This is a genomic window from Polynucleobacter asymbioticus (assembly GCF_018687575.1).
GTDB lineage: Bacteria > Pseudomonadota > Gammaproteobacteria > Burkholderiales > Burkholderiaceae > Polynucleobacter > Polynucleobacter asymbioticus_C.
On the sequence record NZ_CP061297.1, the window covers coordinates 1,409,689 to 1,435,994 of the forward strand.

The 26,306-nt window shown below is 46.0% G+C and carries 33 protein-coding genes; 15 read left to right on the forward strand and 18 right to left on the reverse strand.

Annotation, left to right across the window (positions count from 1 at the left end; genetic code table 11):
* Positions 1–82 precede the first annotated feature (82 nt).
* Positions 83–850 carry a sulfurtransferase gene (locus AOC19_RS07095; RefSeq protein WP_215375294.1) on the forward strand — a complete coding sequence of 256 codons (768 nt, stop codon included), beginning with the start codon at positions 83–85 and terminating at the stop codon, positions 848–850.
* 9 nt (positions 851–859) lie between these two features.
* Here AOC19_RS07095 and AOC19_RS07100 read toward each other — a convergent pair whose 3' ends face one another.
* Entirely contained in the window at positions 860–1,162 is a 303-nt protein-coding gene (locus AOC19_RS07100) for an antibiotic biosynthesis monooxygenase family protein (protein ID WP_215375296.1), read from the reverse strand.
* 75 nt (positions 1,163–1,237) lie between these two features.
* Between AOC19_RS07100 and AOC19_RS07105 the strand changes: the two genes are divergently transcribed.
* The 4 genes from AOC19_RS07105 to AOC19_RS07120 are packed head-to-tail and all read left to right on the forward strand — an operon-like array spanning position 1,238 to position 4,243.
* Positions 1,238–2,212, forward strand: a complete 975-nt coding sequence (locus AOC19_RS07105; protein ID WP_215375298.1) for a D-2-hydroxyacid dehydrogenase family protein — start codon at positions 1,238–1,240, stop codon at positions 2,210–2,212.
* Between the two features lie 5 nt (positions 2,213–2,217).
* Complete coding sequence (locus AOC19_RS07110; protein ID WP_215375300.1) at positions 2,218–2,757, forward strand: chromate transporter; 540 nt, start codon at positions 2,218–2,220, stop codon at positions 2,755–2,757.
* Complete coding sequence (locus AOC19_RS07115; protein WP_215375302.1) at positions 2,754–3,275, forward strand: chromate transporter; 522 nt, start codon at positions 2,754–2,756, stop codon at positions 3,273–3,275. Before AOC19_RS07110 ends, AOC19_RS07115 begins: the two co-directional genes overlap by 4 nt.
* Entirely contained in the window at positions 3,272–4,243 is a 972-nt protein-coding gene (locus tag AOC19_RS07120) for a Bug family tripartite tricarboxylate transporter substrate binding protein (protein ID WP_215375304.1), read from the forward strand. Before AOC19_RS07115 ends, AOC19_RS07120 begins: the two co-directional genes overlap by 4 nt.
* 15 nt (positions 4,244–4,258) lie before the next feature.
* Here the strand turns inward: AOC19_RS07120 and crcB are convergent, their stop codons facing one another.
* Genes crcB through AOC19_RS07140 form a run of 4 tightly spaced genes read right to left on the reverse strand, consistent with a single transcriptional unit; the run spans position 4,259 to position 5,784 of the window.
* The gene (crcB, locus tag AOC19_RS07125; RefSeq protein WP_215375306.1) at positions 4,259–4,636 is read right to left on the reverse strand and encodes a fluoride efflux transporter CrcB; all 378 of its coding nucleotides are present in this window, start codon (positions 4,634–4,636) and stop codon (positions 4,259–4,261) included.
* 9 nt (positions 4,637–4,645) lie between these two features.
* On the reverse strand, positions 4,646–5,425 hold the full coding sequence (gene ygiD / locus AOC19_RS07130) for a 4,5-DOPA dioxygenase extradiol (RefSeq protein ID WP_215375308.1): 780 nt from the start codon (positions 5,423–5,425) through the stop codon (positions 4,646–4,648).
* A gap of 9 nt (positions 5,426–5,434) precedes the next feature.
* The gene (locus tag AOC19_RS07135; RefSeq protein ID WP_174221123.1) at positions 5,435–5,572 is read right to left on the reverse strand and encodes a hypothetical protein; all 138 of its coding nucleotides are present in this window, start codon (positions 5,570–5,572) and stop codon (positions 5,435–5,437) included.
* A gap of 44 nt (positions 5,573–5,616) precedes the next feature.
* On the reverse strand, positions 5,617–5,784 hold the full coding sequence (locus AOC19_RS07140; RefSeq protein WP_015421675.1) for a hypothetical protein: 168 nt from the start codon (positions 5,782–5,784) through the stop codon (positions 5,617–5,619).
* Positions 5,785–5,812: 28 nt separating this feature from the next.
* On the opposite strand from AOC19_RS07140, the gene AOC19_RS07145 reads away from it, so the two are divergent.
* Positions 5,813–6,475, forward strand: coding sequence for a site-2 protease family protein (locus AOC19_RS07145; RefSeq protein WP_215375310.1), 663 nt, complete (start codon positions 5,813–5,815; stop codon positions 6,473–6,475).
* Positions 6,476–6,564: 89 nt separating this feature from the next.
* Positions 6,565–7,014, forward strand: a complete 450-nt coding sequence (locus AOC19_RS07150) for a c-type cytochrome (RefSeq protein ID WP_215375312.1) — start codon at positions 6,565–6,567, stop codon at positions 7,012–7,014.
* Here AOC19_RS07150 and AOC19_RS07155 read toward each other — a convergent pair whose 3' ends face one another.
* Positions 7,015–7,695: a cytochrome b/b6 domain-containing protein gene (locus AOC19_RS07155; RefSeq protein WP_215375314.1), complete on the reverse strand. Its 681-nt coding sequence runs from the start codon at positions 7,693–7,695 to the stop codon at positions 7,015–7,017.
* Positions 7,696–7,733: 38 nt separating this feature from the next.
* Positions 7,734–8,675 (reverse strand): 3-hydroxyacyl-CoA dehydrogenase family protein, encoded by a 942-nt coding sequence (locus tag AOC19_RS07160; RefSeq protein WP_215375316.1) that lies wholly within the window; start codon positions 8,673–8,675, stop codon positions 7,734–7,736.
* 84 nt (positions 8,676–8,759) lie between these two features.
* On the opposite strand from AOC19_RS07160, the gene AOC19_RS07165 reads away from it, so the two are divergent.
* The 4 genes from AOC19_RS07165 to AOC19_RS07180 all read left to right on the forward strand — a co-directional run bounded on the left by AOC19_RS07165 (position 8,760) and on the right by AOC19_RS07180 (position 13,729).
* On the forward strand, positions 8,760–9,689 hold the full coding sequence (locus AOC19_RS07165; protein ID WP_215375319.1) for a 2-hydroxyacid dehydrogenase: 930 nt from the start codon (positions 8,760–8,762) through the stop codon (positions 9,687–9,689).
* Between the two features lie 13 nt (positions 9,690–9,702).
* The gene (locus tag AOC19_RS07170) at positions 9,703–10,629 is read left to right on the forward strand and encodes a dihydrodipicolinate synthase family protein (RefSeq protein WP_215375322.1); all 927 of its coding nucleotides are present in this window, start codon (positions 9,703–9,705) and stop codon (positions 10,627–10,629) included.
* 29 nt (positions 10,630–10,658) lie between these two features.
* Complete coding sequence (locus tag AOC19_RS07175; RefSeq protein ID WP_215375324.1) at positions 10,659–11,609, forward strand: TAXI family TRAP transporter solute-binding subunit; 951 nt, start codon at positions 10,659–10,661, stop codon at positions 11,607–11,609.
* 107 nt (positions 11,610–11,716) lie between these two features.
* The gene (locus tag AOC19_RS07180) at positions 11,717–13,729 is read left to right on the forward strand and encodes a TRAP transporter permease (protein ID WP_215375327.1); all 2,013 of its coding nucleotides are present in this window, start codon (positions 11,717–11,719) and stop codon (positions 13,727–13,729) included.
* 115 nt (positions 13,730–13,844) lie between these two features.
* Here the strand turns inward: AOC19_RS07180 and AOC19_RS07185 are convergent, their stop codons facing one another.
* Positions 13,845–14,978, reverse strand: coding sequence for a mandelate racemase/muconate lactonizing enzyme family protein (locus tag AOC19_RS07185; protein ID WP_215375330.1), 1,134 nt, complete (start codon positions 14,976–14,978; stop codon positions 13,845–13,847).
* Between the two features lie 209 nt (positions 14,979–15,187).
* Here AOC19_RS07185 and AOC19_RS07190 point away from each other — a divergent pair, with 209 nt between their 5' ends.
* Positions 15,188–16,546, forward strand: coding sequence for a M23 family metallopeptidase (locus AOC19_RS07190; protein ID WP_215375333.1), 1,359 nt, complete (start codon positions 15,188–15,190; stop codon positions 16,544–16,546).
* A 77-nt stretch (positions 16,547–16,623) separates the two neighbouring features.
* Here AOC19_RS07190 and AOC19_RS07195 read toward each other — a convergent pair whose 3' ends face one another.
* Entirely contained in the window at positions 16,624–17,064 is a 441-nt protein-coding gene (locus AOC19_RS07195) for a universal stress protein (protein WP_215375336.1), read from the reverse strand.
* Positions 17,065–17,171: 107 nt separating this feature from the next.
* Here AOC19_RS07195 and AOC19_RS07200 point away from each other — a divergent pair, with 107 nt between their 5' ends.
* Positions 17,172–17,555, forward strand: a complete 384-nt coding sequence (locus AOC19_RS07200) for a DUF2177 family protein (RefSeq protein WP_251368009.1) — start codon at positions 17,172–17,174, stop codon at positions 17,553–17,555.
* A gap of 13 nt (positions 17,556–17,568) precedes the next feature.
* Positions 17,569–19,212 (forward strand): SulP family inorganic anion transporter, encoded by a 1,644-nt coding sequence (locus AOC19_RS07205; protein ID WP_215375342.1) that lies wholly within the window; start codon positions 17,569–17,571, stop codon positions 19,210–19,212.
* Here the strand turns inward: AOC19_RS07205 and AOC19_RS07210 are convergent.
* On the reverse strand, positions 19,209–19,940 hold the full coding sequence (locus AOC19_RS07210) for a sulfite exporter TauE/SafE family protein (RefSeq protein WP_215375345.1): 732 nt from the start codon (positions 19,938–19,940) through the stop codon (positions 19,209–19,211). The genes AOC19_RS07205 and AOC19_RS07210 overlap by 4 nt on opposite strands.
* Positions 19,941–20,020: 80 nt before the next feature.
* Here AOC19_RS07210 and AOC19_RS07215 point away from each other — a divergent pair, with 80 nt between their 5' ends.
* Complete coding sequence (locus AOC19_RS07215; protein ID WP_215375349.1) at positions 20,021–20,779, forward strand: helix-turn-helix domain-containing protein; 759 nt, start codon at positions 20,021–20,023, stop codon at positions 20,777–20,779.
* On the opposite strand, the gene AOC19_RS07220 is transcribed toward AOC19_RS07215, so the two are convergent.
* From AOC19_RS07220 to ccoS, 8 genes are all read right to left on the reverse strand, one after another.
* The gene (locus tag AOC19_RS07220; RefSeq protein ID WP_215375352.1) at positions 20,776–21,036 is read right to left on the reverse strand and encodes a hypothetical protein; all 261 of its coding nucleotides are present in this window, start codon (positions 21,034–21,036) and stop codon (positions 20,776–20,778) included. The genes AOC19_RS07215 and AOC19_RS07220 overlap by 4 nt on opposite strands.
* Positions 21,033–21,236, reverse strand: coding sequence for a FixH family protein (locus AOC19_RS07225; RefSeq protein WP_215375355.1), 204 nt, complete (start codon positions 21,234–21,236; stop codon positions 21,033–21,035). Before AOC19_RS07225 ends, AOC19_RS07220 begins: the two co-directional genes overlap by 4 nt.
* 30 nt (positions 21,237–21,266) lie before the next feature.
* Positions 21,267–22,724 carry a cytochrome c oxidase accessory protein CcoG gene (gene ccoG, locus AOC19_RS07230; RefSeq protein WP_215375358.1) on the reverse strand — a complete coding sequence of 486 codons (1,458 nt, stop codon included), beginning with the start codon at positions 22,722–22,724 and terminating at the stop codon, positions 21,267–21,269.
* 3 nt (positions 22,725–22,727) lie between these two features.
* Positions 22,728–23,651 carry a cytochrome-c oxidase, cbb3-type subunit III gene (gene ccoP / locus AOC19_RS07235; protein ID WP_215375361.1) on the reverse strand — a complete coding sequence of 308 codons (924 nt, stop codon included), beginning with the start codon at positions 23,649–23,651 and terminating at the stop codon, positions 22,728–22,730.
* Positions 23,648–23,815, reverse strand: coding sequence for a cbb3-type cytochrome oxidase subunit 3 (locus AOC19_RS07240; protein ID WP_435367668.1), 168 nt, complete (start codon positions 23,813–23,815; stop codon positions 23,648–23,650). Before AOC19_RS07240 ends, ccoP begins: the two co-directional genes overlap by 4 nt.
* A gap of 37 nt (positions 23,816–23,852) precedes the next feature.
* Entirely contained in the window at positions 23,853–24,503 is a 651-nt protein-coding gene (ccoO, locus tag AOC19_RS07245; RefSeq protein ID WP_215375365.1) for a cytochrome-c oxidase, cbb3-type subunit II, read from the reverse strand.
* A gap of 10 nt (positions 24,504–24,513) precedes the next feature.
* Positions 24,514–25,956 (reverse strand): cytochrome-c oxidase, cbb3-type subunit I, encoded by a 1,443-nt coding sequence (gene ccoN, locus AOC19_RS07250; RefSeq protein ID WP_215375367.1) that lies wholly within the window; start codon positions 25,954–25,956, stop codon positions 24,514–24,516.
* Positions 25,957–26,134: 178 nt separating this feature from the next.
* Positions 26,135–26,305, reverse strand: coding sequence for a cbb3-type cytochrome oxidase assembly protein CcoS (gene ccoS / locus AOC19_RS07255; RefSeq protein ID WP_215375369.1), 171 nt, complete (start codon positions 26,303–26,305; stop codon positions 26,135–26,137).
* Position 26,306: the final 1 nt, after the last annotated feature.

Consider the following 26,306-nt stretch of genomic DNA (forward strand, 5'->3'; position numbering starts at 1 on the left):
TGAAAATGATAGGTTAGGACTTAGATTATCACTCGAATACCGTCTTCCTCGATAATGTCGATATCGCCACACAATATTTGCCATGAAACCGATTCTGAACATAGCCGCCTACTTATTTGTCAGCCTAGACAATCTGGTTGAGTTGCGCGCCAAAATTCTGGATGAGTGCAACACCCGGAATCTCAAAGGAACGATCTTGTTAACCGGTGAAGGTATCAATATGTTCTTGGCTGGCAATGATTCTGAATTACGTGGCTTCTTAGACTGGCTTCGACTAGACCATCGCTTCAAATCATTGGTGTCAAAAGATAGTCGGTCTGAATCACAACCATTCAAAAAAATGTTGGTCAAAATTAAGAATGAAATCATTCGCATGAATCACCCAACGATTCGTCCGGAAGAGGGTCGTGCCAATTTCATTGCGCCCAAAAAATTACAAGAGTGGCTTGATCGTGGTACGGATGACTTAGGGCGCCCTGTAATCATGGTAGATACACGTAATGCATTCGAAGTTGAGTATGGAACTTTTGAGAATGCACTGCATTTCAATATCGAAAAATTTACAGAGTTTCCTGCGGCAATTTCGGCAAAAAAAGATGAGTTAGCTGATAAGACCCTAGTGAGCTTTTGTACTGGCGGAATTCGTTGTGAAAAGTCAGGTCTTTACATGCGCGAGATTGGCATGGAGCATAGCTATCAACTGGAAGGTGGCATCCTCAAGTACTTTGAGGAGGTCGGATCAGCCCACTACACGGGCACTTGCTTTGTGTTTGATGAGCGAGAGGCTTTGGAGCCCAACCTGGATTCCATTCCAGTGGAGCACTCCATTCGCAAAAAACTCAAAGACTAAACAAAGCGATTACTTTGACTTACCCACCAAAGTCATATGCTCAACAAAAGGTGGTTTTGCAAAGAATGGGCCAACAATGGCTCGCCAATCAGCAAAAGCCTCTGACCCACGAAAATCTACCGTATGATTTTCCAGAGTATCCCAGTAAATCAACAATAGGTAACGCGCCGGATTCTCAATGGTGCGATTAACCTTAAAGCCTTGAAAACCCTTGGCTTTGGCAATAACAGTATTTACGCCGCGCAAAATAGCCTCCTCAAACTCGGCAGACTTGCTCGGATCAATTTCAATATCGCAGTGTTCCAAAATCATCGGTATTCCTTTTGTCAAAATCAATGTAGATAGATAGTAAACTTAATCAGCATAATAAATAACGATATTAGAGACATGGCCAATTTACCTAACGTTGTCATTCTTGGTGACTATGAGCGCGCCCTTCGTCGCTTTTCCAGTTGGACTAAAGTGGATCAGCTTTGCCAGATCGCCATTCATCATGAACCCCTATTCGGCGAAGCCCTATATGAGGCGGTTAAAGATGCTGATGTGATTGTGCTGGTGAGGGATCGCACCCCAATTAACGAAGCTTTGATTGCGCGCCTACCAAAGCTCAAGCTTTTCATGTTCACCGGCAAGCGCAATGGCACCCTAGATGCATCAGCCCTGATATCGCGCAATATTCCGATTGCCTGCACCCCCGGCGGTCCCTCCAAAGAAACTACTACCGAGCTAACCTGGGCATTGATTTTGGGAGCCTCAAAACAATTGCTCACTCAACATCATCTGGTGCGCTCTGGCAGCTGGCGCGATGATCTTTCCGTTCTACCAATGCTGTCTGGCGAACGCCTGGGAATTATTGGTCTAGGCTCGATCGGTAGCTCTGTTGCACGCGTAGGGAAAGCATTTGGAATGGAGCTTGTCGCATGGAGCCCTAATATGACAGCCGAGCGAGCTGCCGCTCAAGATGCCAAGTCCGTCAGCCTAGAAGAGCTTTTGAAAACATCCAAGGTTGTCAGTCTTCATCTTGTAGCTGGGCCCAATACCAAAGAATTGATTGGTGCTGAAGCCTTGGCAATAATGCGCCCCGATGCAGTCTTAGTAAACACTTCGCGCTCTGCCCTCATTGATACACGGGCTCTACAAGATGCACTTGCTGCTGGTAGGCCTGGTCAAGCGGCAATTGATGTCTTCGATACCGAGCCACTCCCTTCAAATGATGTTCTGAGAAATACGCCGAACTTACTCACCACACCACACCTCGGGTTTGTGGCTGAGCCTGTTTTTGCAATGTTCTCTAAAGGCATCGTCGATACCTTGGAAGCATGGATTGATCAAAAGCCAATTCCCCATCCATTCGAACCTTAATTCACTTGAAGACACTGACCCCCGCAGAATTATTTATCAGCTTTAGCAAAATCGGGATGTCTGGTTTTGGTGGTGTACTACCGTGGGCACGTCGCACCCTGGTTGAGCGAGACAAGGTATTAAGCTCTGAAGAATTCAGTGCCATTTTGGGTATCTGCCAAATTGTTCCGGGCCCCAATATTGTCAATCTTGCAGTATGTGTTGGTTCTCGCTTTGCTGGCGCTAAGGGCGCATTAGCTGCCGTTCTGGGTTTAACGCTAGGCCCTATCTGCATTGTGATGCTACTGGCTATTCTGTATACACATTACAGCTACCTAGACTCAGTGCAAGGAGTACTGCGAGGCATTTCTGCAGTTGGCGTCGGATTAATCGCATCCACCGGAATCAAAATGTTGCGCGATGAATTTCGCTTTCCAGCAATGCTATTGGTAGTGCTTGTCACTGTTATTGCTGCCAGCTATTACCAACTTGGTCTTGGTTGGGTGGTTCTCATTGCATCGCCACTTGCTTGGATTTTGGCGCAAAAGAAAGCTCGCAAAATATGAGTATTTTGCTGAGCCTCTTTCTGAAACTTTCTGCGTTTTCGCTGATTGCATTTGGAGGAGTAAACGCCCTACTCCCAAGTCTGCTCAATTTATCGGTTTATCAAGAGCATTGGATTGACCTGCAGACCTTTGCTGATTATTTCGCTATTGCTCAAGCCGCACCGGGACCCAACTTCATGACGGTGACTCTGATCGGCTGGCATGTCTATGGCGCTTTAGGTGCTGTGATTGCAACGATTGCAATTGCTTGGCCATCATCCATTCTGGTCTACCACCTGCAGCGCCTAATATTGGGTATGCGGGATGCGCATAAAAAGAAATCGATTCAGTATGCGGCTGCAGCACTTGCTATTGGTCTAGTCTTATCTTCAGCATGGCAGATTGCCCTACAAATCAATCATAGCTACGCAGCCTATGGGCTGACGCTATTTACTATCGGCATCACTGTTTTTACTCGCTGGCACCCTTTGTACCTCATTGGGCTAGGCGCTATTCTGGGAGCATTAGGCTTAATATGAAAATCATTCCAATCTCTCAAATCTTCATTCTATTTTTGACAAGCCTGGGCACAGCTTATGCGCAGTCGAGCTATCCCAATAAACCGATTACTGTAGTTGTGCCTTACGGCGCCGGAGGAAGTGCGGATTCCCGAAGTAGGCAGTTAGCCCAAAAAATGAGTTTGAGTCTGAAGCAACCGTTTGTGATTGACAATAAGCCGGGTGCCGGCGGAAATATTGGTACTGAATTTATTGCAAAGGCTGCACCAGATGGCTACACCATTGGTATGGGCAACTTTGCACCACTGGCTGTGAATAAAACGTTGTTTAGCTCCTTACGTTACGACCCCGAAACAGATCTTAGCCCCATTATCTTGATTGAAAAGGGTCCGCTGATTTTGGTGGTGAATCCGAATTCGCAATACAAATCTATCCAGGATATTGTTAGCGCAGCCAAGGCAAAGCCAGGAACCTTGACATTCTCTTCAGGAGGCATCGGTGGCAGCCATCAACTGTCAGCAGAACTATTTATGCAGAATGCTGGCATCCAAATGATCCACGTGCCATATAAAAGCGGTTCTGCTGCGCTCACTGATTTGATGGCGGGTAATGTAGACATGATGTTTGATCAAATGTACTCCGCAGTTCCTAGCATCAAAGCAGATAAATTGCGCCCTATTGCGATTACAAGCAAAAAGAGATCCCCACTCTTTCCAAACGTACCCAGCTTTGCAGAACTCGGCTACCCCAAAGTGGAAGTACTCAACTGGCAGGGATTTATTGCCCCCGCAGGAACTCCTAAACCAATTATTGATAAGTTAAATAAAGCTGCGAATGAGGCGCTTAAGGACCCACAACTACGAGAATTAATGCTGTCTCAAGGTAATGAAATTGGTGGTGGTAGTCCCGCTGATTTTGCAGCGCTCATCAAATCAGAATCTGCAAAATGGAGTGCCGTAGTCAAGGCCGGCAATATCAAGCCTGAGTAAGCTTATTTAAAATACTTACTTCAGCGCTTGATAAGTCAAGATACCCAAGAAGGTTAAGACGAGCGAGCCCACCAAATTCATTAAGGCAGTACCCAGCGCCCAAGTGACCTCTCCGCGCTGTAAAAAACCCACCACTTCTGCTGAAAAGCTAGAGAAGGTAGTGAGACCACCTAAGAAACCCGTAACAATGAACAACTTCCACTCAGGAGAAAGGCTTGGGTTATTGCCAAAGAAAGCCACGGCGATTCCAATCAAGTAGCCACCAACCATATTGGAAATAAAAGTTCCTAAAGGAAGTGTCGCTGCAAGGCTGACTGTTGCAAGATTAAATCCCGCTCTTAGTAAAGCACCGAGACCAGCACCACAGAAGACTGCAAGAATAGATAGCCACATATTGAATATTTATTGAATTGAAAAAGTCAGCATACTGATAGAGCCCATTTCCACTCCATCAACCAATATCTTAGGAGCCTCACCATGCTCTTGCAGGGCAAGCACATACAAAGCAGGCCAATAATGCTCAGGGGTCGGAATAGACAAGTGAGCAGCATCCCCGAATTGCTCCCAATTGATCAGAGTCTCATGGTGGTTTGCTTTCATCTCTGAAACAAAGAAATCATTGAACTCACTAGCCCAAGGATAAGGCGCTGCACCCTCCTCCCAGTGAATGGTCCGCAAGTTGTGCACAACATTGCCGCTAGCCAAAATCAAAATGTTCTCATCCCGCAAAGGGCGTAATTTCTTGGCGAGCGCATAGTGCTCTGCAGCTGATATAGAGCCATCTAAACTCAACTGAACCACAGGAATATCGGCATCTGGATAAAGGTACTTGAGAACAGACCAGGCACCGTGGTCAATACCCCATTCATTCTCTTCCAATACAACAGGAACATCTAGCAATTCTGTGATGCGATCAGCTAAGGCAGGACTACCCGGCGCTGGATATTGAATATCAAATAAGGCTTGCGGGAATCCACCAAAGTCATGAATCGTTTTGGGTTTAGGCATTGCAGTAACCCAAACTCCGCGGGTTACCCAATGAGCCGAGATGACTAGGATGGCATCTGGGCGTTTGAGTGATCTGCCAAGAGTTGCCCAAGCTGCTGTATAGCGATTGGGCTCAATGGCATACATCGGACTGCCATGGCCAGCAAATACTGCAGGTTGGCGATGGCTAGTCATTAATGCAGATTAGCCGAATACGTAACCAGTATGAGCTGCAACCAATGCAAACAAAATAGCCAAGCTAGTAGCGGCTGCCAACATCACGATCAAAGTGATGATTTTCTTATTGACTTCGTCTTTCGACTCTTTATGCCATTCGTTCATGCTAAATCCTCGTTAAACACATTAATTAGTGTTGCAATTATCCACTATCGGCCTCGGCCAGCCTTACGCATCATGGCTTTTCCGCCTCCAAAGCCTGCCTGAGGCCTACCGCCTGGGCCAGATGGGCCTTTTGGGGCGGGTGGACGGGCTACCGGCTTGGCTGCAACAGGCTTAGCTGGGGTTTTTGATTCAGGTTTTTTATCGTCAGTCACTTTTTGCTCCTATAGATATCATATTGCCATGATTACTGACTATTCTATCCAAGCTATCGCCATCAACGCGATTCCTTTGATTTTTGCCATCACCATCCATGAAGCAGCCCATGGCTATGCAGCCCGCCAGCTTGGTGACAATACCGCTTACATGCTCGGCAGGGTTAGCCTCAACCCCATTAAACATATTGATCCCATTGGGACCATCCTCATCCCTTTGCTGCTCATTTTGTCGGGATCCCCGTTTTTAGTGGGCTACGCCAAGCCCGTACCTGTCAATTTTGGGCGCCTACGCCATCCCCGCATTGACTCTATTTGGGTGGCCTTGGCTGGCCCTGGATCGAATTTCATCCAAGCATTGATTTGGCTGACACTGCTGATTGGGATAGTGGGGTTTGGGGTCAACGAAAAGTTCTTGATCTCGATGTCCCAGGCTGGCATTACCTGGAATTTGGGTTTACTAGTTTTTAATCTATTTCCATTGCCGCCACTGGATGGCGGACGTATTCTTGCAGGACTTCTGCCGGCGCGCCAATCTATTGCCCTAGGAAAACTAGAGCCTTGGGGTTTCTTTATCGTTCTTGGATTAGTTTTCACCGGCCTGATAGGCAGCTTCTGGATGACCCCTCTAATGGCCTTTTTTGAATGGCTCATCCTTCTTTTGACCAGTCCTTTGAGAATGATTTTCTAAGTAAATTCGCGTCGACAACAGCCAGCATTCAAGAGTATGCTGATCACATAGCCTTATCCCTGAATTGATTGAACTTACTGGAGCTCCTGATGAAATTCAAACACCTTGTTTTAGCGACCCTTACACCGACCTTGCTACTTAGCGGCATTGCCTACGCTCAGTTTAAGAAGCCTGAGGATGCAATTAAGTATCGTCAGAGCGCATTTACCGTGATGGCCAATTCTTTTGGAAAGATTGGCGCAGTAGTTAAAGGTGAGGCACCGTTTAATAAAGATGAAGTAGCTAAAAATGCAGCTGTTGTTGCAATGCTCTCCACTTTGCCATGGCAAGCATTTGGTCCAGGCACCGAGGGTGGCAATGCGCTTCCAGGCGTTTGGTCAGACAACGCTAAATTTAAAGCTGCTGGAGAAAAAATGCAGCTGGCTGTAGCAAATCTCAATACTGCCGCACAGTCAGGCGATCAAGAGGCGATTAAAAAAGCGTTTGGCGCAGCTGGCGCCACCTGTAAAGGTTGCCATGACGACTTTAAGAAAAAGTAATCAGCGAGTAATCAAGTAACCCAAAATTACGGCAATCACGCTCAGTAGCACTAAAGCGAAGCCACGTTGTAAACCTCCATCCTTGGAGGCTTGACCCAAGTCAGATGGCAAATACCTTGCCTCCTCGCTTGGGTCAATTTCTTTATCACCCAATAACATTGGCTTAATTAAATTCTCACCCTTGAACTTTTGGTAATAAAAAATTGCGCAGAGGTGGGTAACAATTAAAACAATCAAGACCTTTTCATTGAAGTAATGAATTGAAGTAAGTAACTCAACTGTGCTGCTAGAAACATATTTCGAAAATGGTCCCTCAAAAGCAATATCGTCGTTTGCAAACAGGCCGGTAATTGCTTGAAGTCCGACCGAGCAGAGTAAGGCCAGAACAGATAAAGCACCTAAGGGGTTATGACCAAGACCAGCTTTCGCTTTTCCTGAGAGGTAATTGAGCAAGCCTCTAGGACTTGGGACAAAATGGATAAAGCGGGCATGGTGCGAACCAATGAAGCCCCAGCAGATCCGAAAAATAATTAAGCTTAAAACACAGTAGCCAACTCGCGCATGCCACTCCATGGCATTGCCACCGATCTTGACGGTAATGAAGCTACCAACGATGCAAATGACCAAAAGCCAATGAAATAGGCGAATCGGTAAATCCCAGACGCGAATGATTTTTTTCATCATTGCAGAATAAATCAAAGCATGGGATTGCTCCTGTTTTATTTAATCTCGGGCAGATCCTTCTGAATGATCTTTAAACCTTCGCGAAGAGCTTCTTGATAACGCTCTCGTTCCGCCTTCATTGTCTCGGTGGTCCAAGAGTAAAAACCTTCACCAGTTTTCATGCCTAACTTGCCACTGGCGATGCGATCACTTAAACATTTCGCAATCTCAGGGGAATTATTCAGAGTTGGATAAATCGTCGCCCCGCCAGCGCCATGCACATCTAAGCCGGCATGATCCCTCTGCATCGCAGGTCCTGCGGCGATATAGCGAAAGCCAAAGCCAAAGCGAACAGCCTTATCAATATCTTCCAAACTAGCAATCCCAGCATCAACCATCGCAAAGGCTTCGCGCGACAAGGCATGCTGCAGACGATTCGCCAGAAAACCTGGTAAATCTTTTTTCACAGTGACGGGCACCATGCCGCAAGCGGTCATTAAACGAGACAAGCTTTCGCCAACCATCGGCGAAGTCTTTTGGCCGTAGACCACTTCTACGCAAGGTACTAGATGCGCCGGCATGAAGAAATGCAAACCGATCATCCGTGCTGCGGTTTTCAACCCTTTTGAAATATCGCTAATGGGAAAGCTAGTGCTGTTACTAGCCAGGACAGCTTCCGGTTTTGCGTATTGCTCCAACTTGGCAAATAACTCTTGCTTGATATCGAGGCGCTCAGGCACACACTCAATTACCAAATCAATTTCAGACCAATCTATTTCTTCTAATGAACCTGCCGTAGACAGCAAATGCAGACGATGTTCGTAACCCAGATCAATCATGGTATTGGCAAAGTAGTCTGGCAACAGTGCGCGACGCTCCGTGGTCGGCTCAAGCACCTGAACCGCACAACCCCCGCGAGCACATACAGCTGCCACATCAGCACCCATGGTGCCACCACCAACGATGACAACTTTAGTTTCAGATGGGGTAAACAACATCTCAATTTCTCCTTTGGGGGCAAGATAAGGATTACAAATCCTCTTACAATGCTTTCATTATTCCAATAAAAAAGTAAGTGAGACATGATCCCAGTCAATTCAGTACTGCAGGTCGGACAATTTCCAGAAGTAATGCAAACGGCAATCGACCAGCGCATTACCCCGGTGCGCTATCCCGACCTTAGCGCCAGCATTCCGCCTGGTTCTTTCGAAAGTATTCTGATTCGCTCAAATACGCAGCTACCCATCCAATTGCTGGAGAAACTCCCTTCAGTCAAGATGGTGGCTACATGTGGTGTGGGCTATGACAACCTGCCCTTGGATTACCTCAAAGAAAAAGGTATCAAAGCAAGCAATACTCCAGGCGTTCTCAATGATGCGGTTTGCGAACTAGCCATTGGCATGCTGTTTGGTTTGTTGCGCCGCATACCGCAGGCACATGAGTTTGTTAAAAGCACAGCTTGGTCTAAGGGTTTATTCACGGTCACTACAACGCTGGCTGGCAAGCAAGTAGGCATTGCCGGAATGGGTCGTATTGGTCAAGACCTTGCTAAGCGTCTAGAGCCTTTCAAAGTCAAGATTGCCTATACCGGTCCTGGCCGAAAAGAAGTCCCCTATGAGTACTATCCCGACATTCAGTCTCTGGCCAAGGCTAGTGACGTCCTATTTCTGGCTTGTCCTGCAACTCCAGAAACAGAAAAAATGGTTGGCAAAGCCGTCTTGAAGGCCTTAGGACCGAAGGGCTACTTGGTTAATATTGCCCGCGGTAGCGTCGTGGATGAGGCCGCACTTTTGGTTGCACTGCAGCAAAAAGAGATCGCTGGAGCAGCACTCGATGTGTTCGAAAATGAACCAAATCCGAACCCTGGGTTCCTAAATATTGATAATGTCTTACTAACCCCGCATATTGGAAGCGCAACTTCTGAAACGCGACAATTAATGACGAACTTAGCAATAGATAATTTAGAAGCTTTCTATAATAAAAAACCACTTCTGACTGAAGTACAAAATTAAATTGGAGTAAGTAATGACCATTTCCCTACACCCTTCCACACTGCCTGCGGTGCTGTCGCCCGTATTGACTCCATTTAAAGAAGACGGCAGTCCTGATGCACAAAAATTACTAAAGCAATGCAAATGGCTTGAGGCGAATGGTGTCGGCCAAGCCATCTTTGGAACAAACTCCGAAGCCAACTCGATGTCTGCCCGTCAAAAGATGGCGACATTAACAACTTTGGTTGAGGGTGGCTTGAACCCAGCCCACATGATGCCTGGTACAGGTGCCACATCCATCGATGCCACAGTCAATATGACTCGCCATGCGCTTGAGCATAAGTGCGCTGGAGTATTGATGTTGCCGCCGTTCTATTACAAAGATATTACTGATGATGGCCTCTTCGCATATTTCTCTGAAGTGATTCAAAAAGTGGGTGAGTCTGGATTGCAAATTTATATCTACAACATTCCACCTGTTACCAAGATCAATCTGAGCCTTTCTTTGCTGGAGCGCCTAGTAAAAGCCTATCCAAAAACAGTTGTCGGCATGAAAGACAGTTCTGGTGATTGGGCGTATACAGAATCCGTCATCAAGCTCTTGGCACCGTCAGGTTTCCGCGTTTACGCAGGTAGCGAAGTATTTCTGATGCGCGCCTTGCGTGCCGGTGGCGTTGGCTGTATCTCCGCTACGGCTAACGTAAACCCTAGGGCTATCGCTGAATTGGCAGCCCATTGGAGGGAATCTGACGCAGATCAACGCCAGACCGCCTTAGATCAAGTACGCTCTGTATTTGCTCAATATCAGATGATTGCCGGTATGAAAACAGCAGTTGCACACTTCAGCAAAGACTCCGAGTGGTTGCGTGTTCGCCCACCACTCATGCAGTTGAGTGCAGACCAGCAAGCCAAATTACTGAGTGAATTGCAAAAAATTAATTTCAGCATGCCAGGCCTTTAATTAAATAGAACCAAAACAGGAGACAAAAAATGAAGCTTATTAAAGTAATTGCTGTATCTCTCACGATGATGTTTGGTGCCGCACAAGCGCAAAACATCTCTATTGCAACCGGCGGCACGGGTGGCGTTTACTATCCAATGGGTGGAGGCCTAGCCTCAGTCTTATCGAAGCATGTACCAGGAATGTCAGCAACTGCTGAAGTGACAGGTGGCTCAGTTGATAATTTAAAACTTGTTGGTACTGGCAAACCTTACGTTGGCTTCTCTATGGCAGATGCTGCCAAAGATGCAAAAGATGGTGAAGATAAATTTAAGGGTAAGCCAATAGATTTACGAAATCTCTTGATCCTCTATCCAAACCAAATGCACGTTGTTACCGTAGAGTCCACCGGCATTAAGACAATGAAGGATCTCAAAGGCAAGCGTGTTAGTACAGGTGCCCCAGGTAGCGCAACTGAAGTGATGGCTTTCCGCCTCCTCGAAGCAGCTGGCTTAGACAAAGACAAAGACGTTAAGCGCGAGCGTTTGAGCGTTGCAGAGTCAGTCAATGCTGTTAAAGATCGCAAAATCGATGCATTCTTCTGGGTTGGCGGCTTACCAACAGCGGCTGTGACAGATCTTGCCAACAGTCCAGGCATGAAAATTGTCATGGTAGACAGCGCTGCTGAAGTTCCTGCTATGAATAAAAAATATGGCAATCTCTATTTCCCAGCTGTGATTACAAAGCAAACTTATAGCGGCATGGAAAAAGATAACAATGTGGCAGCGGTTGCAAATCTGCTGGTTGTGAATGCCTCTATGCCAGATGCAGAAGCATACAAAATTGTTAAAGCTGTTTTTGATAATCAACTTGAACTGGTCCGCTCACATGCTGAGTACAGAAATATCAAGTTAGAGAACCAAAAAGCGAATGCTACACCGATTGCATATCATCCAGGCGCTTTAAAGTACTTTAAAGAAAAAGGCGTCAAAGTAAATTAAATCAAATTGATTTTTGAGAACAGGAGTGTCTTTGGGCACTCCTGAATTTTTTGATAGTTCCGTATTAGCAAGACAAAAAAGTTGTAAACAAAAAAATAGGTAGAGACATGACACAAGCTGCAATTGACAATGAAACACAAGAAAAATTAGACGCCTTTATTAAGCAAGAAGAGGGCGACTCAAATGACTATAAAGGCCTACTAGCTATCTTCATCACGCTAGTGGCAGTGGGCATGTCTTTGTTTCATTTATATGCAGCCTACTCGATCGTTCCAACTCACCAACTCAGAGTCGTTCACGTTGCTCTAGTCTTGTTTTTAGTGTTCTTAAGCTTTCCTATTGCCGCTCGTTTTAAAAACAAATTGATGTTTTGGGATGTTTTACTTGCCGTAGGCTCAATCGCTATCGCTTATTACATTCTGGCTGGTGGCGATGATCTGATGGACAGAAATACTGACCCAAATTCTACTGATGTCATGGTTGGTATTGCCCTCATCCTCATCATCTTAGAAGCTGTCAGAAGAACAAATGGCATGGTGCTCGTCACCGTTACAGTGCTTTTCTTGCTGTATGCCTTCTTTGGCAACTACCTCCCGGCTCCATGGACCCACAAAGGTTATGGCTTAGATAGGCTGGTAGGCTATATGTATATGAGTCTCGAAGGAATCTACGGAACTGCGGTCGATGTATCTGCAACCTTGATTATTCTTTTCACGATCTTTGGCGCCTTTTTACAATTTACTGGCGCAGGGAAATTCTTCATCGACTTCTCTTTTGCCGCCATGGGCGGTAAATCATCTGGAGTAGGCAGAACGATTGTTCTATCCTCATTCCTAATGGGTGGCCCATCAGGATCAGGTGTTGCTACTACTGTGACTGTTGGTTCGGTAGCCGCCCCAATGCTCGACAAAGTCGGATATGAAAAAAATGCAGCGGGTGGCTTACTAGCAGCTGGTGGCTTAGGAGCAATTATTTCTCCACCAGTACTGGGCGCGGCAGCATTCTTGATTGCTGACTTCCTCAAAATCTCCTATTTAGATGTGTTGCTCATGGCAACCATACCTACGATTCTGTTCTACCTTGGCTTGTTTGTCATGGTGGAAATCGATGTACGTAAGTACGGCATGAAAGGCATTCAATTCCCATCCGCAGAAAGTGCTTGGCAGTTAACTAAAAAGTATTGGTTTCATTTTTTCTCTTTAATATCCATCGTGGTGTTCATGATGCTGGGCTTCTCGCCTGTGATGTCAGTCTTTTGGGCGACCATTGTTTCTGCACTGTCTAGTATGTTGCGTGAAGATACTGCAATCATTCCATGGGCCTGGTTTAGAGGCAAAGAACCCATTCTTTCTGGGATTTATCAATCCAATTTAGTTAAAGCACTCTCGTCGGGCTCTACAGGTGTACTCGCGATTGCCGCAACGTGTGCTGGCGCAGGTCTGATTGTTGGTACCGTTACCCTCACCGGCCTTGGTCTCAAATTTAGTTCGATTGTGATTCAGTACGCGGGTGGCTCATTACTTCTCACAGCCATCTTTACAGCATTGATTGTCTGGATCGTCGGCCTCGCAGTACCGGTAACCGCTTCTTATATTATTTGTGCCGTGATCGCCGCACCAGCCCTCATTAACTTAGGTGTGCCTGCATTTGCTGCACATATGTTTATCTTCTATTACGCAGTGCTTTCTGAGGTTTCCCCTCCGACCGCCCTTTCACCTTTTGCTGCTGCAGCGATATGCAAAGGCAACCCGTATAAAACTACTTTGCAAACCTGGAAGTATGTTGCGCCCGCCATCCTAGTGCCATTTATGTTTGTACTTGATGAGTCTGGTGTCAGCTTATTGTTGATGGGCTCGACATCGGCCTTAGAACAGGCAGACTGGTCTCAGATTGCATGGATTTCATTTACAGCTGTAGTTGGCATCATTTGTTTGGCCGGCGGCTTACAAGGTTGGTTCATTGAAAAAACCAAGGTATTTGAGCGAGTCATTATGGTGATCTCTGGGGTAGCGCTAGCCTATCCTTCAACAGAAGCAGACTTAATTGGCTTCGCTGGTTTTGGCTTAGTACTCATTACTCAGTTCATGACCCACTATAAGATGAGACCTAAAGCATCTTAAAGTTATGCAGCTCACTGCTGCAGTTCACAATGAGTGAAGCGCAGCAACAAAAAATAATCCCGCTCAGTGCGGGATTATTTTTTACTATTAACTACTCAGCAATGCAACAGATACGTTAGAGAATCTTTGTCCAGGCTGCCTTGCCAGCATATTTTTTGATTGCGGCTTCATCAAACTCAAATCCCAATCCGGGGGTTTTATGCAGAATCAAATCACCGTTTTTGAAAGTGAGCTGTTTATTAATCAATCTGCGGAAGTTCAATACTTGATCATCTAAGAAGAATTCCACAAAACGTGCATTCGGAGTTGCGGCCACCAGAGGGGCATGTAAGTCATGCATCCAATGCGGGCAAACAATCACGCCTTTTAAGTCCGCGTAAGCAGAAATACGGCGCCATTCGGTAATACCGCCACACACCGCCGCATCTGACTGCAAAATTGCAGCGCCCCCCGCATCAATTAGCTCTCTAAAACGCCAGCGTCCAGCCTCCATCTCACCGGTAGCGACGTTAATCGTAGTTTGGCGGGCCAGAGCTGCATGCAGGTCAATCGCATCTGGTGAAAATGGCTCTTCAATCCAGTAGGGGTTATAAGCCTCAAAGCGTCGAATGTATTCCAAAGCTGTTGGTAAATCACGCCATGCATTATTGGCATCCAAGGTCAACAGAACATCCTCACCCACTGCCTTACGAGCAGCCTTAACGCGTGCCTCCTCTTCCCTTGGGGAAAGACGTCCTACTTTCATTTTGACAGCCTTAAAGCCTTGTTTAACGTAGGATTCCATCTCTTTACCCAACTTAGCAGGGGTTTTACCATCCAAATAGTAACCACCGCTGGCATAAGCCGGAACTCGATCATCGACGACCGATCCTAGATATTGGTGAAGTGGCAGCTTTGCAGCACGGGCATTTAAATCCCAGAGCGCTGTATCCAGAATGGAGATGCCACGCATCACGGCGCCAGCGCGCCCCTGCAAAATAGACTCGTTGTACATATCCATCCACAAACCTTCACTGCGATGGCTATTTTGACCAATGAGCTTAGGAGCCAGCAATTGTTCAACTGCAATCTTGGCAATATCCCCACCAGCACTACCGACATAGCAGAATCCGATGCCCTCATTACCGTCCTTACCCCTCACCTTCACTAAGCAATAGTGGCGCTCTGAAACGGTTCGCGTTGAAAAGGAGGTGACCTTATCTAGAGGCACCGCAACCGCTGCAACTGATACTGACTCAATGATGGGCATGAAAATTCCTTTAATTAAAAATTTATTGTATCTACAACTTTTTTCACTTTCCTTGACCAACTTCAATAGAAAATTGCTGCACTACAACATAAAAAACATGCAGGCTGACGACAATATTGGATAATTGAATAGTGAATAAAAAAGTGAGCCCCTTACCTTACTTGCTGAAAAACCTGATCAAGGCTATCGGACTCTCTCTGATCGTTTTCATGTCTAGCGCGCAAGCGCAACAAGCAAATCAAGCTGGCAAAGTAAACAAAACCCCTCAGGTAAAACAAAAAGTTGCCAGCACCAGCAATAAGCAGGCTGGTATTCAGCTTAAAGAAAATTCACTGAGTCGTGGCAGCAAGAGCATGAGCTTAAATCCTGAGCTATTCAAACGGATTGAGGGCACACCCATTAATGACGGTGGCGCAAACTTAGATTACCGCGTCCAACGTGGTTGCCTACGTCGCAGCTTTAACGAAGAAAATCTCCCGGCCAATTTAGGCCTAGAGGATCGCAGTTTCAATGACTTCTTCAAATCCCAAACCAAGGGGTTCTTCGATAGGATGCGCGGGAATTGCATTCCTTATGCTTTAGCCCTGGGTAGTCGGAATCGCTTCGAATCGCTCAGCATCATGAATGGTCCGCTTCAAGACGCCAAGACAGAGGTTTGGACCTTTACTCCTTCGGCGGCTGGAAGCTTCTTGATTCAACAAGACTACTTAAAGGATGAGTCGAAGCGATTTACGGAAATTCAACTCCCCCTGAGGGATGTTTTATACGACCCTAAAAAAGTAGGCGATAAATTACCTGTTGAATTAGTTTGGGAACTGAACTCTGTAATCAAGCAAATTTATCCCGAGGAAAATAATTCGCTTGAAAATACGAACAGCATTGTTCGTCTGATTGTGGACTTTGGTGACAAAGAACGCTGGGCACAAATTTGGGCCGCAGAAATCATTGATCCAGCATCTGGCGAAGTATTTTCAAGCGCATTCTGGGTTGATAGAAGTGATATTCCAGGCGGCTTTTATACGGCTGATGGAGAATCTATCGAACGTACCTTTTGGACTAACCCCTTAAGCTATCGACGCATCTCACGGGGTGTCGGCAGCGTACGAGCCTCTAGCAAGAAGGCTGCGCCCCCGAAGAATGGCGCCCCCGTAGCGGCGCCTAAACAGCGATATCGCACTCATATGGGGATTGATTACTCAGCACCTACTGGGACACCAATCTTTAGCGTGGCTACAGGTAAGGTAGTTCATTTAGGCTATAGCGGTGCGTTTGGCAATCTCATTATTCTTGAGCACCCTGGAAACTATCGCACCTACTATGCCCATTTAAGTAATTACAACGTAGAACTAGAGGTAGGCAATGAAGTTCGGCGCGGTTTAGAAATTGGCTACGTTGGATCAACTGGACGATCCACTGGGCCACACCTTCATTTTGAATTAAGAAAAGATGGAGTCTATGTTGATCCTTATGCCACCAAGACTCAGCTGGACTTATGGAATATGCGCGATAGTGATAGCGGCCTACTCACTAGAGAAATTTTATTGCTCGGTACTCCGCCAGCGAACTAGTTACTCATCAAAATCAAAAATGATGAGCAAAGAAAAGGGGGCCACGAGGACCCCTGCATTTATCCAGAGCGTGGGTATTAACCAAGGACCAATACTGGTAATTTGGAGTGCACAATTACTTCATGTGTTTCACTACCCAATAAAACACTCTTAATTCCGGTACGCTTGTGTGAAGCCATCACAATGACATCAGCCTTCGATTTCTTGGCGCCCTCTAAAATACCCTCAGCCAAATTGCTATTGGACACATGAAGGGTATTCACCTTCAGACCAGCGCCTAAGGCAAGGCTAGCTTTTTTAAAGATGTCCTTAGCGAATGCTTCGCACACCTTTTGATGATCTTTTTGAGAAATTCCATAACCCATGGTGCTGTCGGAATAGATCATTGGTGGCATTGGGTCGGAAACATAGGCCAATGTGACCGAAGCTTTATCTGCCTTAGCAAGTTCAGCCACTTTTTTTAAGGCCTTTTTACTGACGTCGGAACCATCAACTGGTACTAATAGGTGCTTGAACATATTGACTCCTGTTAAATTAAACACTGGTGTCTCTCAATCCATCATAATCCTTATTATCAAACTGTAAAAGCATAAAAAAGGGAACTGAATTGCTCAAGTACTTTGCAGTGTATTTCTCATTTCTACTGTCGCTAGTCGTGATTGATTTGATTTGGCTGCTTGGCATTGCCAAAAACCTCTATCGTGACGAGATGGGCTCACTGATGGCTAGCGAGCCCAAACTGCTTGCTGGACTGGCTTTTTACCTCTTGTATGCGCTGGGTGCATCCATTTTTGTCATTCTGCCGGCAATCTCCAAACAATCTTGGCTATATGCATTGCAATATGGCGCTCTTTTTGGCTTCTTTTGCTATATGACTTACGATTTAACTAATCTGGCAGTCATTCGCGATTTTCCAACGCGATTAGCATTGATCGATATTGCTTGGGGGTCTGCTGTTACGGCCTTATCCGCAGCAATAGCCTATTGGTTTGGCAGCCGCGTAGCCTAAAGATCCCTCTCAAATGCATTTCTTTCACCCAAAACTACTGGATTGTTTCAAGGGCTATAACGGCGCTCTTTTCAGCAAAGATATCTTGGCTGGCATTACCGTTGGAGTCGTTGCGCTACCTTTAGCAATGGCATTTGCGATCGCGAGCGGTCTCAAACCGGAAGCAGGCATTTTTACGGCAATTATTGCTGGTGGATTAATTTCCCTATTAGGTGGAAGTCGCGTTCAAATCGGCGGTCCAGCTGGCGCCTTTATCGTGATTGTTTACGGCATTGTTGAGCACTATGGCCTTGCTAATTTACTTTTAGCAACTGCTATGTCTGGAGTGTTTTTATTCCTGATGGGACTCTTTCGACTTGGGACATTAATTCGCTTTATTCCAGTCGCAGTCATTATTGGATTTACAAACGGCATCGCTGTGCTAATTGGCCTATCTCAAGTTAAAGAATTTTTTGGCTTGCAAATTACCAAGATGCCTGCTGAATTTTTTCAAGCAGTCCAAACTCTGTATGATGCTGCCGACACTATCAACCCCACTGCCTTAGGCTTATCACTTGGAAGCTTGGCACTCTTAATTGCTTGGCGTTGTTTTCAAAAATATCTCGGCCATCTTCGTCACCTTCCGGGAACGGTAGTTGCAATGGCTGCAGCCACCATAATCACCAGTCTCTTTAGCCTTCCTGTAGATACGATCGGCAGTCGTTTTGGCGGCATCCCTTCCGGCCTACCCAGCTTTGAATGGATCCCAATTAGCTGGAGTACTGCGCAATTTGTCATCGCCCCAGCAATTACGCTAGCTCTGCTTGGCGCCATTGAATCTTTACTCTGTGCGCGAATCGCTGATGGACTGATTCATGATCGCCATGAATCCAATCAAGAGCTGATGGCCCAAGGTGTTGCCAATTTAGTCAGTCCATTTTTTGGTGGCATGCCAGCTACTGGGACCATCGCAAGAACAGTCACTAACGTACAAAGCGGCGCTAGCACTCCGATTTCTGGAATCATTCACTCCATAACCTTGTTGGCGATTGTTTTGTTTGGTGCCCCTCTAGCCAAAAATATTCCCTTAGCCAGCCTAGCAGCGATCCTGATGTATGTCGCTTGGAATATGGGTGAGTGGAGAAAGTTTGCAGACCTGAAACAATTCCGTCTGCCCTATCGCTTGACCATGCTAAGCGTCTTTTTCCTGACGATTGTCCTCGACCTCACTGTTGCAATACAGGTAGGACTACTTCTAGCATTCATTACTTTTATCTACCGCATCTCAAGTCTATCGCGCTATGAATCAGCTAGTACCACCGACTTTCCAGAACTACAGCAACACCAAGGTCAGATTGCTGCAATCAGAATCTATGGCGCGATCTTTTTTGGCGCAGTCAAATTGTTGGAGAGTATCGAAAAAGAGTTGCCCTCCAAAGTTTTAGTACTTGACCTCAAGAACGTAATCTATATCGATGTCTCTGGCATGGATGCCCTGCTTGAGCTTGAGGAGACCTGTAAGAATCATGGTGTCAAGCTCATGATTTGCGGTTTAGTACATCAGCCTTACGAGATGGCTGTACGTGGAGGTCTTTTTGAGCGGCTAGCAGATGATTACATTTACCCAGATCTAAAACAGGGTATCGCCACAGCAGTCAGCCACCTGAACACGCATTAACTAATACAGAATCCGCCTTTGAGTAAGGCTTCTGGCAAATACCAAGCACGATAAAGACCAAAGAGTCCCGCAGACAATAAAAGGCCTGCGGCGATGTATCTGACCCAAACGTATCGCCCAAATTGGGTCAGGGCTGCCGAAAATTTAGAAATCAGCAATAAATTAGGCAAGGTACCCAAACCAAATGCCAGCATGAGTGCCGCCCCCGTTAAGACATCACCCGACAAAAAGGCGAGCGGTAAAACACTGTAGACCAAGCCGCAAGGAACAAGCCCCCAAACCATGCCACTAAACCAGCGGGATGAGCGCCCCGTAAAGGTTCCTAAATATTTAGCCCAGTATGTTGCCATCCGCGCACCAAGCCACTTTCCAACAACGAAGCGTTGACTTGAGTCCTGTCGTAAAAGACGCATCCCCATCACCAATAAAATCAATGATGTGAAAGCAAATAAAGGTCGCTGAATAGGTACGACATTTTGTTGCCACAAGGCAGCGCCAATCCAAGCAGCGACAGCGCCAAGCAATACATAGGTCGTTAAGCGCCCTAAATGCATGATGAGCTGAAGATAGAAGAGTTGAGACTTAGTTTGTAATGGGGTGTAAGTGAGCTCCCGAGGGCTTCCCTGGCGCTCAATTGCAGCTGCAATGCCGCCGCACATTAAAGCGCAGTGCCATCCACTGACTAGGGCACCTAAGAAGACGGCTAACAAAAGACTAGAAGTCAGCATTTGGGATCCAGTGGTACGGAGAAATCATCAAATTGGACATTATCCGAGTAGAATAAACTCATCTGATAACTTGATCTAATATGAATTACACCAACTCAGATGTCCCTAGCGGTAAATGCTCAGTCTGCGTGCTGGGTCAGTTTTGCCTGCCAGTAGGGATTAGCTCAAGTGATATTGCCAAAATTGATACCCTCGTAAAAGAGCGTGTCCACCTACAAAAAGGTGAAAGCCTTTACCGTCATGGTGACCCACTTACCGCCGTATATAGCGTCCGCTTTGGAACCCTGAAGACTGAATATGGGCTAGAGGATGGACGTCAACAAGTGATTGGCTTTTATCTGCCTGGGGAGATCTTGGGGCTCGATGGTATTGGCGAGGGAAGCTATCAATCCGAAGCGATTGCCTTAGAAGAGAGTGAAGTCTGCATTATTCGCTATGAGGCATTTGAGGATTTAGCGCGCCAAATTCCAGCTCTACAAAAACAGTTTCACCGCATTCTGAGCCGCGAACTTACACAAGATCAACGTCACCTACTCTCATTGGGCAGTATGCGCGCAGAAGAGCGTTTGGCGGCTTTCTTATTGAGTCTTTCTCAACGCCTAGCTGCTCGCGGCTATCAAAATAATGAATTTGATTTACGCATGAGTCGCGTAGAAATTGGAAGCTATCTTGGCATCCAGATTGAGACGGTCAGCAGAATGCTTTCACGCTTTGCTGAGTCGGGACTGATTCAAATCAAACAGCGTCACATTAAACTGATTGATATGGATGGGCTGCATGAACTAGCTGGCGTCCCCAATCCAGACCGCACTGTTCAAATCAAGCCCATACACGCTTAGATCAAGCCGCGATCGTGCCCCTTAGCGCCATCCGAGTCGATGCCTGGCAGGATATAGGCTGTAAGAGCGCTCGAGAATGAGCAAAAACTCCAAATAATAAAAAATCCAATGGTGTAAATACCTTCATCCGAGATATTGGGGTGATAACCAAAGAATAAAAGCTCGGCAGGATGTACAACGCTAAAAAGCAGGCCCTCAGCCAAAATAGAAACTAAGAATGATGGCCACATGATCCAGATGAATAGACGGTACTTCATTTGCGACCCTGCTCTACTTTAAGTTGCTCTACCTTTAATCCACGTTTCACCACGCCATCGCGAACAGGCTTATCTGAATAGAGATTGATAGCCAAATAAATCGTAATCACGCAACCGATAGCGGCGACTGCTGGTCCGCTAATGAGTAACCAAGGCCATAGCTGCTTAAACCAAGGTTTGTTTGTTTCATGTTGTGACATATTCAGCCTCTCTATCTCTTGCAATATAGCTTAGCGGGGAACAATAAAACTAGATTTTTCTTCGCGAGTTCTGGTGATCAACGTATTGCCAGACTTCTCATGACCAATCACATCAAAATGAATTGGGTAGTTACCGGGCTCATGTGCCCCAACAGTAGTACTTACTTTAACCGGAATTAATAGATTGCTAGCCGGACCCACCTCAACCTCAGTAACAACTTGCCCCTGTGAATTCAGGATTCTCAAGTCAGATAAACCGCTGGCCTTCAGCTCTACATTCATATCGTGTTCGGAAGCATTCATGATCTGAATGCGATAGATATTTTCAATACGAACACCATCCACCTCGCGAGCCAGAGCGCCTCGATCTCTCATCACATCAACTCGTAATGGATTTCGGGTAATTAATGAAATCAGGAAAGCGCTAGTCAGAACCGTAATGAAAGCAGCATAAATCAAAACGCGTGGACGCAAAATATGGCGTATAGCACTCTGATTGCTTTCTTGATCTTCAATAGCCCTCTCAGTGGTATACCGAATTAAGCCCTTTGGATAATCCACTTTCTCCATCACCTGATCACAAGCATCAATGCAGGCACCACAACCAATACACATGTACTGAAGGCCGTCACGAATATCAATCCCAGTTGGGCAGACCTGCACGCAAATACTGCAATCAACACAATCGCCTAAGCCTAAAGTAGCATGGTCGGCAGACTTACTACGACTACCTCTTGGCTCTCCACGAACTTTGTCATAGGTCACCAGGAAAGTATCTTTATCGACCATCACGCTTTGAAAGCGTGCGTATGGGCACATGTACTTACACACCTGCTCACGCATGAAACCGGCATTACCCCAAGTTGCAAAGCTGTAGAAACATAACCAGAAGGTTTGCCATGGACCAAGCGAAAAATGCAGAATCGCCGTAGCCAGAGTTTCAATTGGAGTGAAATAGCCAATGAAAGTAAAACCAGTCCAGAAAGCAATCAAGAACCAGAGGAAATGCTTAGTGATTTTGAGGCGCCACTTACGCAAACCCCATGGCCACTCTTCTCCGTCTAAACGAATACGCGCAAATCGATCACCCTCAACCTTGCGCTCGATCCACATAAAGATTTCGGTATAAACCGTTTGTGGGCAGGCATAGCCACAAAATAATCGCCCTGCAATTGCGGTAAATAAAAAGAGGGCTAAAGCGGACAAAATTAATAGGAGTGTGAGATAGATCACATCCTGCGGCCACAGAACTAAGCCAAAGATATAAAACTTACGCTGAATTAAATCAAATAGAACTGCTTGGCGATCGTTCCAGCTAAGCCATGGGAGTCCGTAAAACAGTAACTGTGTGGCAATCACTAAAATAATGCGCCAGCGGGCAAAGAGCCCGCTAACAGATCGTGGATAAATTTTTCGCCGAACCTCGTAAAGAGATTCCTCGATGACATCTATAGGAATAGGCTTCCCAATCGGCGAATGATCTGACACTATTTATTTAGCCGCAGCAGTTTTATTATTAGACAAACCCCAGACGTAGGCCGTTAAAAGATGAATCTTTTCGGGGCTCAATACTTTGTCTTGAGAAGGCATCATCGCCATCCGGCCCTTAGTCAGGGTCTCCACAATAGTTGCCTCTGATCCACCATATAACCAGGTTTTATCAGTAAGGTTAGGTGCACCCATGGCAATATTGCCTTTACCATCCGCGCCATGACAGGCTATGCAATTAGTTTTAAATAATTCTGCGCCACGAGCAACTTTTGCATCATCAGCAGGTAGCCCAGACAAACTGCGAACATAGTTAGCTAAATCCACAATCTGCGCACTCTCGAGATGTCCATATGCAGGCATCACTCCATTGCGGCCGTTAATCAGAGTTGTCTTAATATTTTCAGGGGATCCGCCGTAGAGCCAGTCACCATCGGTTAAATTTGGAAACCCTTTAGAGCCACCAGCATCTGAACCATGGCATTGAGCGCAGGAGTTTAAAAACAAACGTTGTCCCATTTCACGAGCCTTAGGATCAGCAGCAACCTGCTCAATATCCATTTGCACGTATTTAGCGTACACCGGCTTTAACTCATCATTAGCCTCTGTCATGGAGCTCATCAATGCGCCATCAGTAGAGTAGCCCACCACACCTGGATATGAACCGAGGCCAGGGAACAGTACTAAATAAACTAACCCAAAGATGCAGGAGAACAAAAACATCCACATCCACCAGCGAGGCAATGGATTATTGAGCTCACGCAAATCACCGTCCCAAACATGTCCAGTATCAGCCACAGCACCATCAGCTGTGTGAACTACCTTAGTTTTGCGCTGAGAAAACAGCAACCAGATACACCAAACAATACCGACTAATGAAACCAGCGCGATGTAATTGCTCCAACCGCTATTAAAAAAGTCACTCATGATTTGTCCTTGCTAAATTCATCTGGAAGATCAAATGGCAGCTCAGCCGACTCTTCGTTGGCTGACTTTCTGCTAGGCGACCAAGCCCACCAAATAATCCCAACAAAAAAAACGAGTCCGATGACTGTTGAAAAAGCGGAGAGATAAGCTGTGATCTGTTCCATTTGATTTATATAGTTTTTAAATTAATAAGCTGGTTGATTACTTCGCTACAACTTCATCGACGATGATGTAACGGCGATTAACACCCAAACCTTGAAGGTAGGCAATCAATGCATCTTCTTCAGTCTTGCCTTCCAACTCTTTAGGAGCTTCTGCAATCATTTCATCGGTGTAAGGAACACCTAAACGACGCATCGCCACCATATGAGACTGGATTGAGGAAGCATCAGCAGCATTCTTTTGCAACCAAGGGTATCCAGGCATATTGGACTCAGGCACCACATCACGAGGATTGCGAAGGTGAATACGATGCCAATCATCCGAGTAGCGGGCACCAACACGGGCTAAATCAGGACCGGTACGTTTACTGCCCCACAAGAATGGGCGATCGAATACGGATTCGCCAGCTAATGAGTAAGGACCGTAACGCTCCACCTCTGAACGTAATGTACGGATCTGCTGTGAATGGCAACCTACACAACCTTCACGCTGGTAGATATCACGACCAGCCAAACGCAGTGCAGTATATGGTGCCACGCCAGGACTAGGTTCGGTGGTTGTGTGCTGAAAAAATAGCGGCACAATTTGAACCAAACCAGCAATCGAAACCACAATGATGGTGGCAATAATTAACCAACCAACGTTTTTCTCAAGCGTTCCGTGGGAAAAGAATTTATTTTCATTAGACATGTTCTTCTCCTTAGTGAGCAGTTACAGATGCTTGTGGAATTGGGGCATTCACGAATGTTTTGCCAGTCACTGTTTTATAAACGTTGTATGCCATCAAGAACATGCCGCTTAAGTAACAAATACCACCCAACAGACGAATCACATAGAAGGGATAGGTTGCTTTTACAGATTCAACGAAGCTGTATGTGAGAGTTCCGTCTGGCTCGAAGGCTCTCCACATCAAACCTTGCATCACGCCAGCAATCCACATCGCAGCAATGTAGAGAACAACACCGACAGTAGCGATCCAGAAATGCACTTCAATTAAGCGCGTGCTGTACATGTCTTTTTGACCCACTAAACGTGGAATCAGGTAGTACAAAGAACCAATCGTAATCATGGCAACCCAACCTAGAGCGCCCGAGTGCACGTGACCAATAGTCCAGTCGGTGTAATGTGACAGGCTGTTCACAGTCTTGATAGACATCATGGAGCCTTCAAAGGTAGACATCCCGTAGAAAGACAATGCCACTACCAAGAATTTCAAGATGGGATCGGTGCGCAATTTAAACCAAGCGCCAGATAAAGTCATGATGCCGTTGATCATGCCGCCCCATGATGGAGCCAATAAAATAATGGAGAACACGGTTCCCAGTGACTGAGTCCAGTCTGGCAAAGAAGTGTGCTGCAAATGGTGAGGACCTGCCCACATATAAGTGAAGTTCAAAGCCCAGAAATGGACGATGGACAAGCGATATGAGTAGATTGGGCGCTCTGCTTGCTTAGGGATGAAGTAGTACATCATGCCCAAGAAGCTGGTTGTGAGGAAGAAACCAACTGCATTGTGGCCATACCACCACTGCACCATGGCATCCTGCACACCCGCATATGCAGAGTAGGATTTCCACAAGCTCGCTGGCATTTCTAAGTTATTAAAAATATGCAGAATAGCAATTGTCAGAATGTATGCGCCAAAGAACCAATTGGAAACATAAATATGTTTTGTTTTGCGCTTCATGATGGTGCCAAAGAACACCACTGCGTAGGCAACCCAAACCAAGGTAATGAGGATGTCAATAGGCCACTCAAGCTCCGCATACTCTTTGGAGGTGGAGATACCTAAAGGCAAGGTCACTGCGGCCAATACGATTACTAATTGCCAGCCCCAGAAGGTGAAGGCCGCTAGCTTGTCACAAAAGAGTCTTGCTTGGCAGGTACGCTGCACGATGTAATAAGACGTGGCAAACAAGGCAGATCCACCGAAGGCAAAAATCACTGCATTGGTATGCAATGGACGCAAGCGACCGTAGCTTAACCATGGAATATTAAAAGTGATGTCTGGCCAAATGAGCTGCGCAGCGAGGATGACCCCCACGAGCATGCCCACAATTCCCCAAAGTACCGTAACAATGGCAAATTGGCTGACAACCTTGTAATTGAAGGTATCTTGATTGCTCCCCACGGTAAGTCCCATGGTTTCTCCTTTTTTGTGACCAAACAGCGACATAATCCAAATAGACTGAGATGATTATCAAAGTAAGGCTTTGGGTGCGTTTTGATCTATATCAAAAAGGATGCGTGCATTTGCGCTATCTGATACTTCAATGAATTTGCTGTATTAGCTAAATACCTAAAAAATATAGTTATTTTTTCTAGTGGTCACTCATATTTTTGGACTTGGGAGTATCGTCATCCATCAAAATAGCCTCCCCCGGCCCTTCTAAATCATCAAACTGACCCGCCTTTACGGACCAATAGAAAATCCAGGCCAAAAGACCAATTAAGAGCAGGGAAATAGGGATTAATAGAAAAAGGCTTTCCATA

Excerpts from the sequence above, each read along its gene's own strand:
- AOC19_RS07135 (WP_174221123.1), bottom strand. The coding sequence starts at position 5,572 with ATGAACGAATGGCATAAAGAGTCGAAAGACGAAGTCAATAAGAAAATC.
- AOC19_RS07150 (WP_215375312.1), top strand. The coding sequence starts at position 6,565 with ATGAAATTCAAACACCTTGTTTTAGCGACCCTTACACCGACCTTGCTA.
- ygiD (WP_215375308.1), bottom strand. The coding sequence starts at position 5,425 with ATGACTAGCCATCGCCAACCTGCAGTATTTGCTGGCCATGGCAGTCCG.
- AOC19_RS07170 (WP_215375322.1), top strand. The coding sequence starts at position 9,703 with ATGACCATTTCCCTACACCCTTCCACACTGCCTGCGGTGCTGTCGCCC.
- AOC19_RS07190 (WP_215375333.1), top strand. The coding sequence starts at position 15,188 with ATGTCTAGCGCGCAAGCGCAACAAGCAAATCAAGCTGGCAAAGTAAAC.
- AOC19_RS07160 (WP_215375316.1), bottom strand. The coding sequence starts at position 8,675 with ATGTTGTTTACCCCATCTGAAACTAAAGTTGTCATCGTTGGTGGTGGC.
- ccoO (WP_215375365.1), bottom strand. The coding sequence starts at position 24,503 with ATGTCTAATGAAAATAAATTCTTTTCCCACGGAACGCTTGAGAAAAAC.
- AOC19_RS07240 (WP_435367668.1), bottom strand. The coding sequence starts at position 23,815 with ATGGAACAGATCACAGCTTATCTCTCCGCTTTTTCAACAGTCATCGGA.
- AOC19_RS07165 (WP_215375319.1), top strand. The coding sequence starts at position 8,760 with ATGATCCCAGTCAATTCAGTACTGCAGGTCGGACAATTTCCAGAAGTA.
- AOC19_RS07210 (WP_215375345.1), bottom strand. The coding sequence starts at position 19,940 with ATGCTGACTTCTAGTCTTTTGTTAGCCGTCTTCTTAGGTGCCCTAGTC.
- AOC19_RS07205 (WP_215375342.1), top strand. The coding sequence starts at position 17,569 with ATGCATTTCTTTCACCCAAAACTACTGGATTGTTTCAAGGGCTATAAC.
- AOC19_RS07195 (WP_215375336.1), bottom strand. The coding sequence starts at position 17,064 with ATGTTCAAGCACCTATTAGTACCAGTTGATGGTTCCGACGTCAGTAAA.
- AOC19_RS07225 (WP_215375355.1), bottom strand. The coding sequence starts at position 21,236 with ATGTCACAACATGAAACAAACAAACCTTGGTTTAAGCAGCTATGGCCT.
- AOC19_RS07215 (WP_215375349.1), top strand. The coding sequence starts at position 20,021 with ATGAATTACACCAACTCAGATGTCCCTAGCGGTAAATGCTCAGTCTGC.
- AOC19_RS07220 (WP_215375352.1), bottom strand. The coding sequence starts at position 21,036 with ATGAAGTACCGTCTATTCATCTGGATCATGTGGCCATCATTCTTAGTT.
- AOC19_RS07095 (WP_215375294.1), top strand. The coding sequence starts at position 83 with ATGAAACCGATTCTGAACATAGCCGCCTACTTATTTGTCAGCCTAGAC.
- AOC19_RS07120 (WP_215375304.1), top strand. The coding sequence starts at position 3,272 with ATGAAAATCATTCCAATCTCTCAAATCTTCATTCTATTTTTGACAAGC.
- AOC19_RS07180 (WP_215375327.1), top strand. The coding sequence starts at position 11,717 with ATGACACAAGCTGCAATTGACAATGAAACACAAGAAAAATTAGACGCC.
- ccoP (WP_215375361.1), bottom strand. The coding sequence starts at position 23,651 with ATGAGTGACTTTTTTAATAGCGGTTGGAGCAATTACATCGCGCTGGTT.
- AOC19_RS07155 (WP_215375314.1), bottom strand. The coding sequence starts at position 7,695 with ATGAAAAAAATCATTCGCGTCTGGGATTTACCGATTCGCCTATTTCAT.
- AOC19_RS07100 (WP_215375296.1), bottom strand. The coding sequence starts at position 1,162 with ATGATTTTGGAACACTGCGATATTGAAATTGATCCGAGCAAGTCTGCC.
- ccoS (WP_215375369.1), bottom strand. The coding sequence starts at position 26,305 with ATGGAAAGCCTTTTTCTATTAATCCCTATTTCCCTGCTCTTAATTGGT.
- crcB (WP_215375306.1), bottom strand. The coding sequence starts at position 4,636 with ATGTGGCTATCTATTCTTGCAGTCTTCTGTGGTGCTGGTCTCGGTGCT.
- AOC19_RS07115 (WP_215375302.1), top strand. The coding sequence starts at position 2,754 with ATGAGTATTTTGCTGAGCCTCTTTCTGAAACTTTCTGCGTTTTCGCTG.
- AOC19_RS07175 (WP_215375324.1), top strand. The coding sequence starts at position 10,659 with ATGAAGCTTATTAAAGTAATTGCTGTATCTCTCACGATGATGTTTGGT.
- AOC19_RS07105 (WP_215375298.1), top strand. The coding sequence starts at position 1,238 with ATGGCCAATTTACCTAACGTTGTCATTCTTGGTGACTATGAGCGCGCC.
- AOC19_RS07185 (WP_215375330.1), bottom strand. The coding sequence starts at position 14,978 with ATGCCCATCATTGAGTCAGTATCAGTTGCAGCGGTTGCGGTGCCTCTA.
- AOC19_RS07145 (WP_215375310.1), top strand. The coding sequence starts at position 5,813 with ATGATTACTGACTATTCTATCCAAGCTATCGCCATCAACGCGATTCCT.
- ccoN (WP_215375367.1), bottom strand. The coding sequence starts at position 25,956 with ATGGGACTTACCGTGGGGAGCAATCAAGATACCTTCAATTACAAGGTT.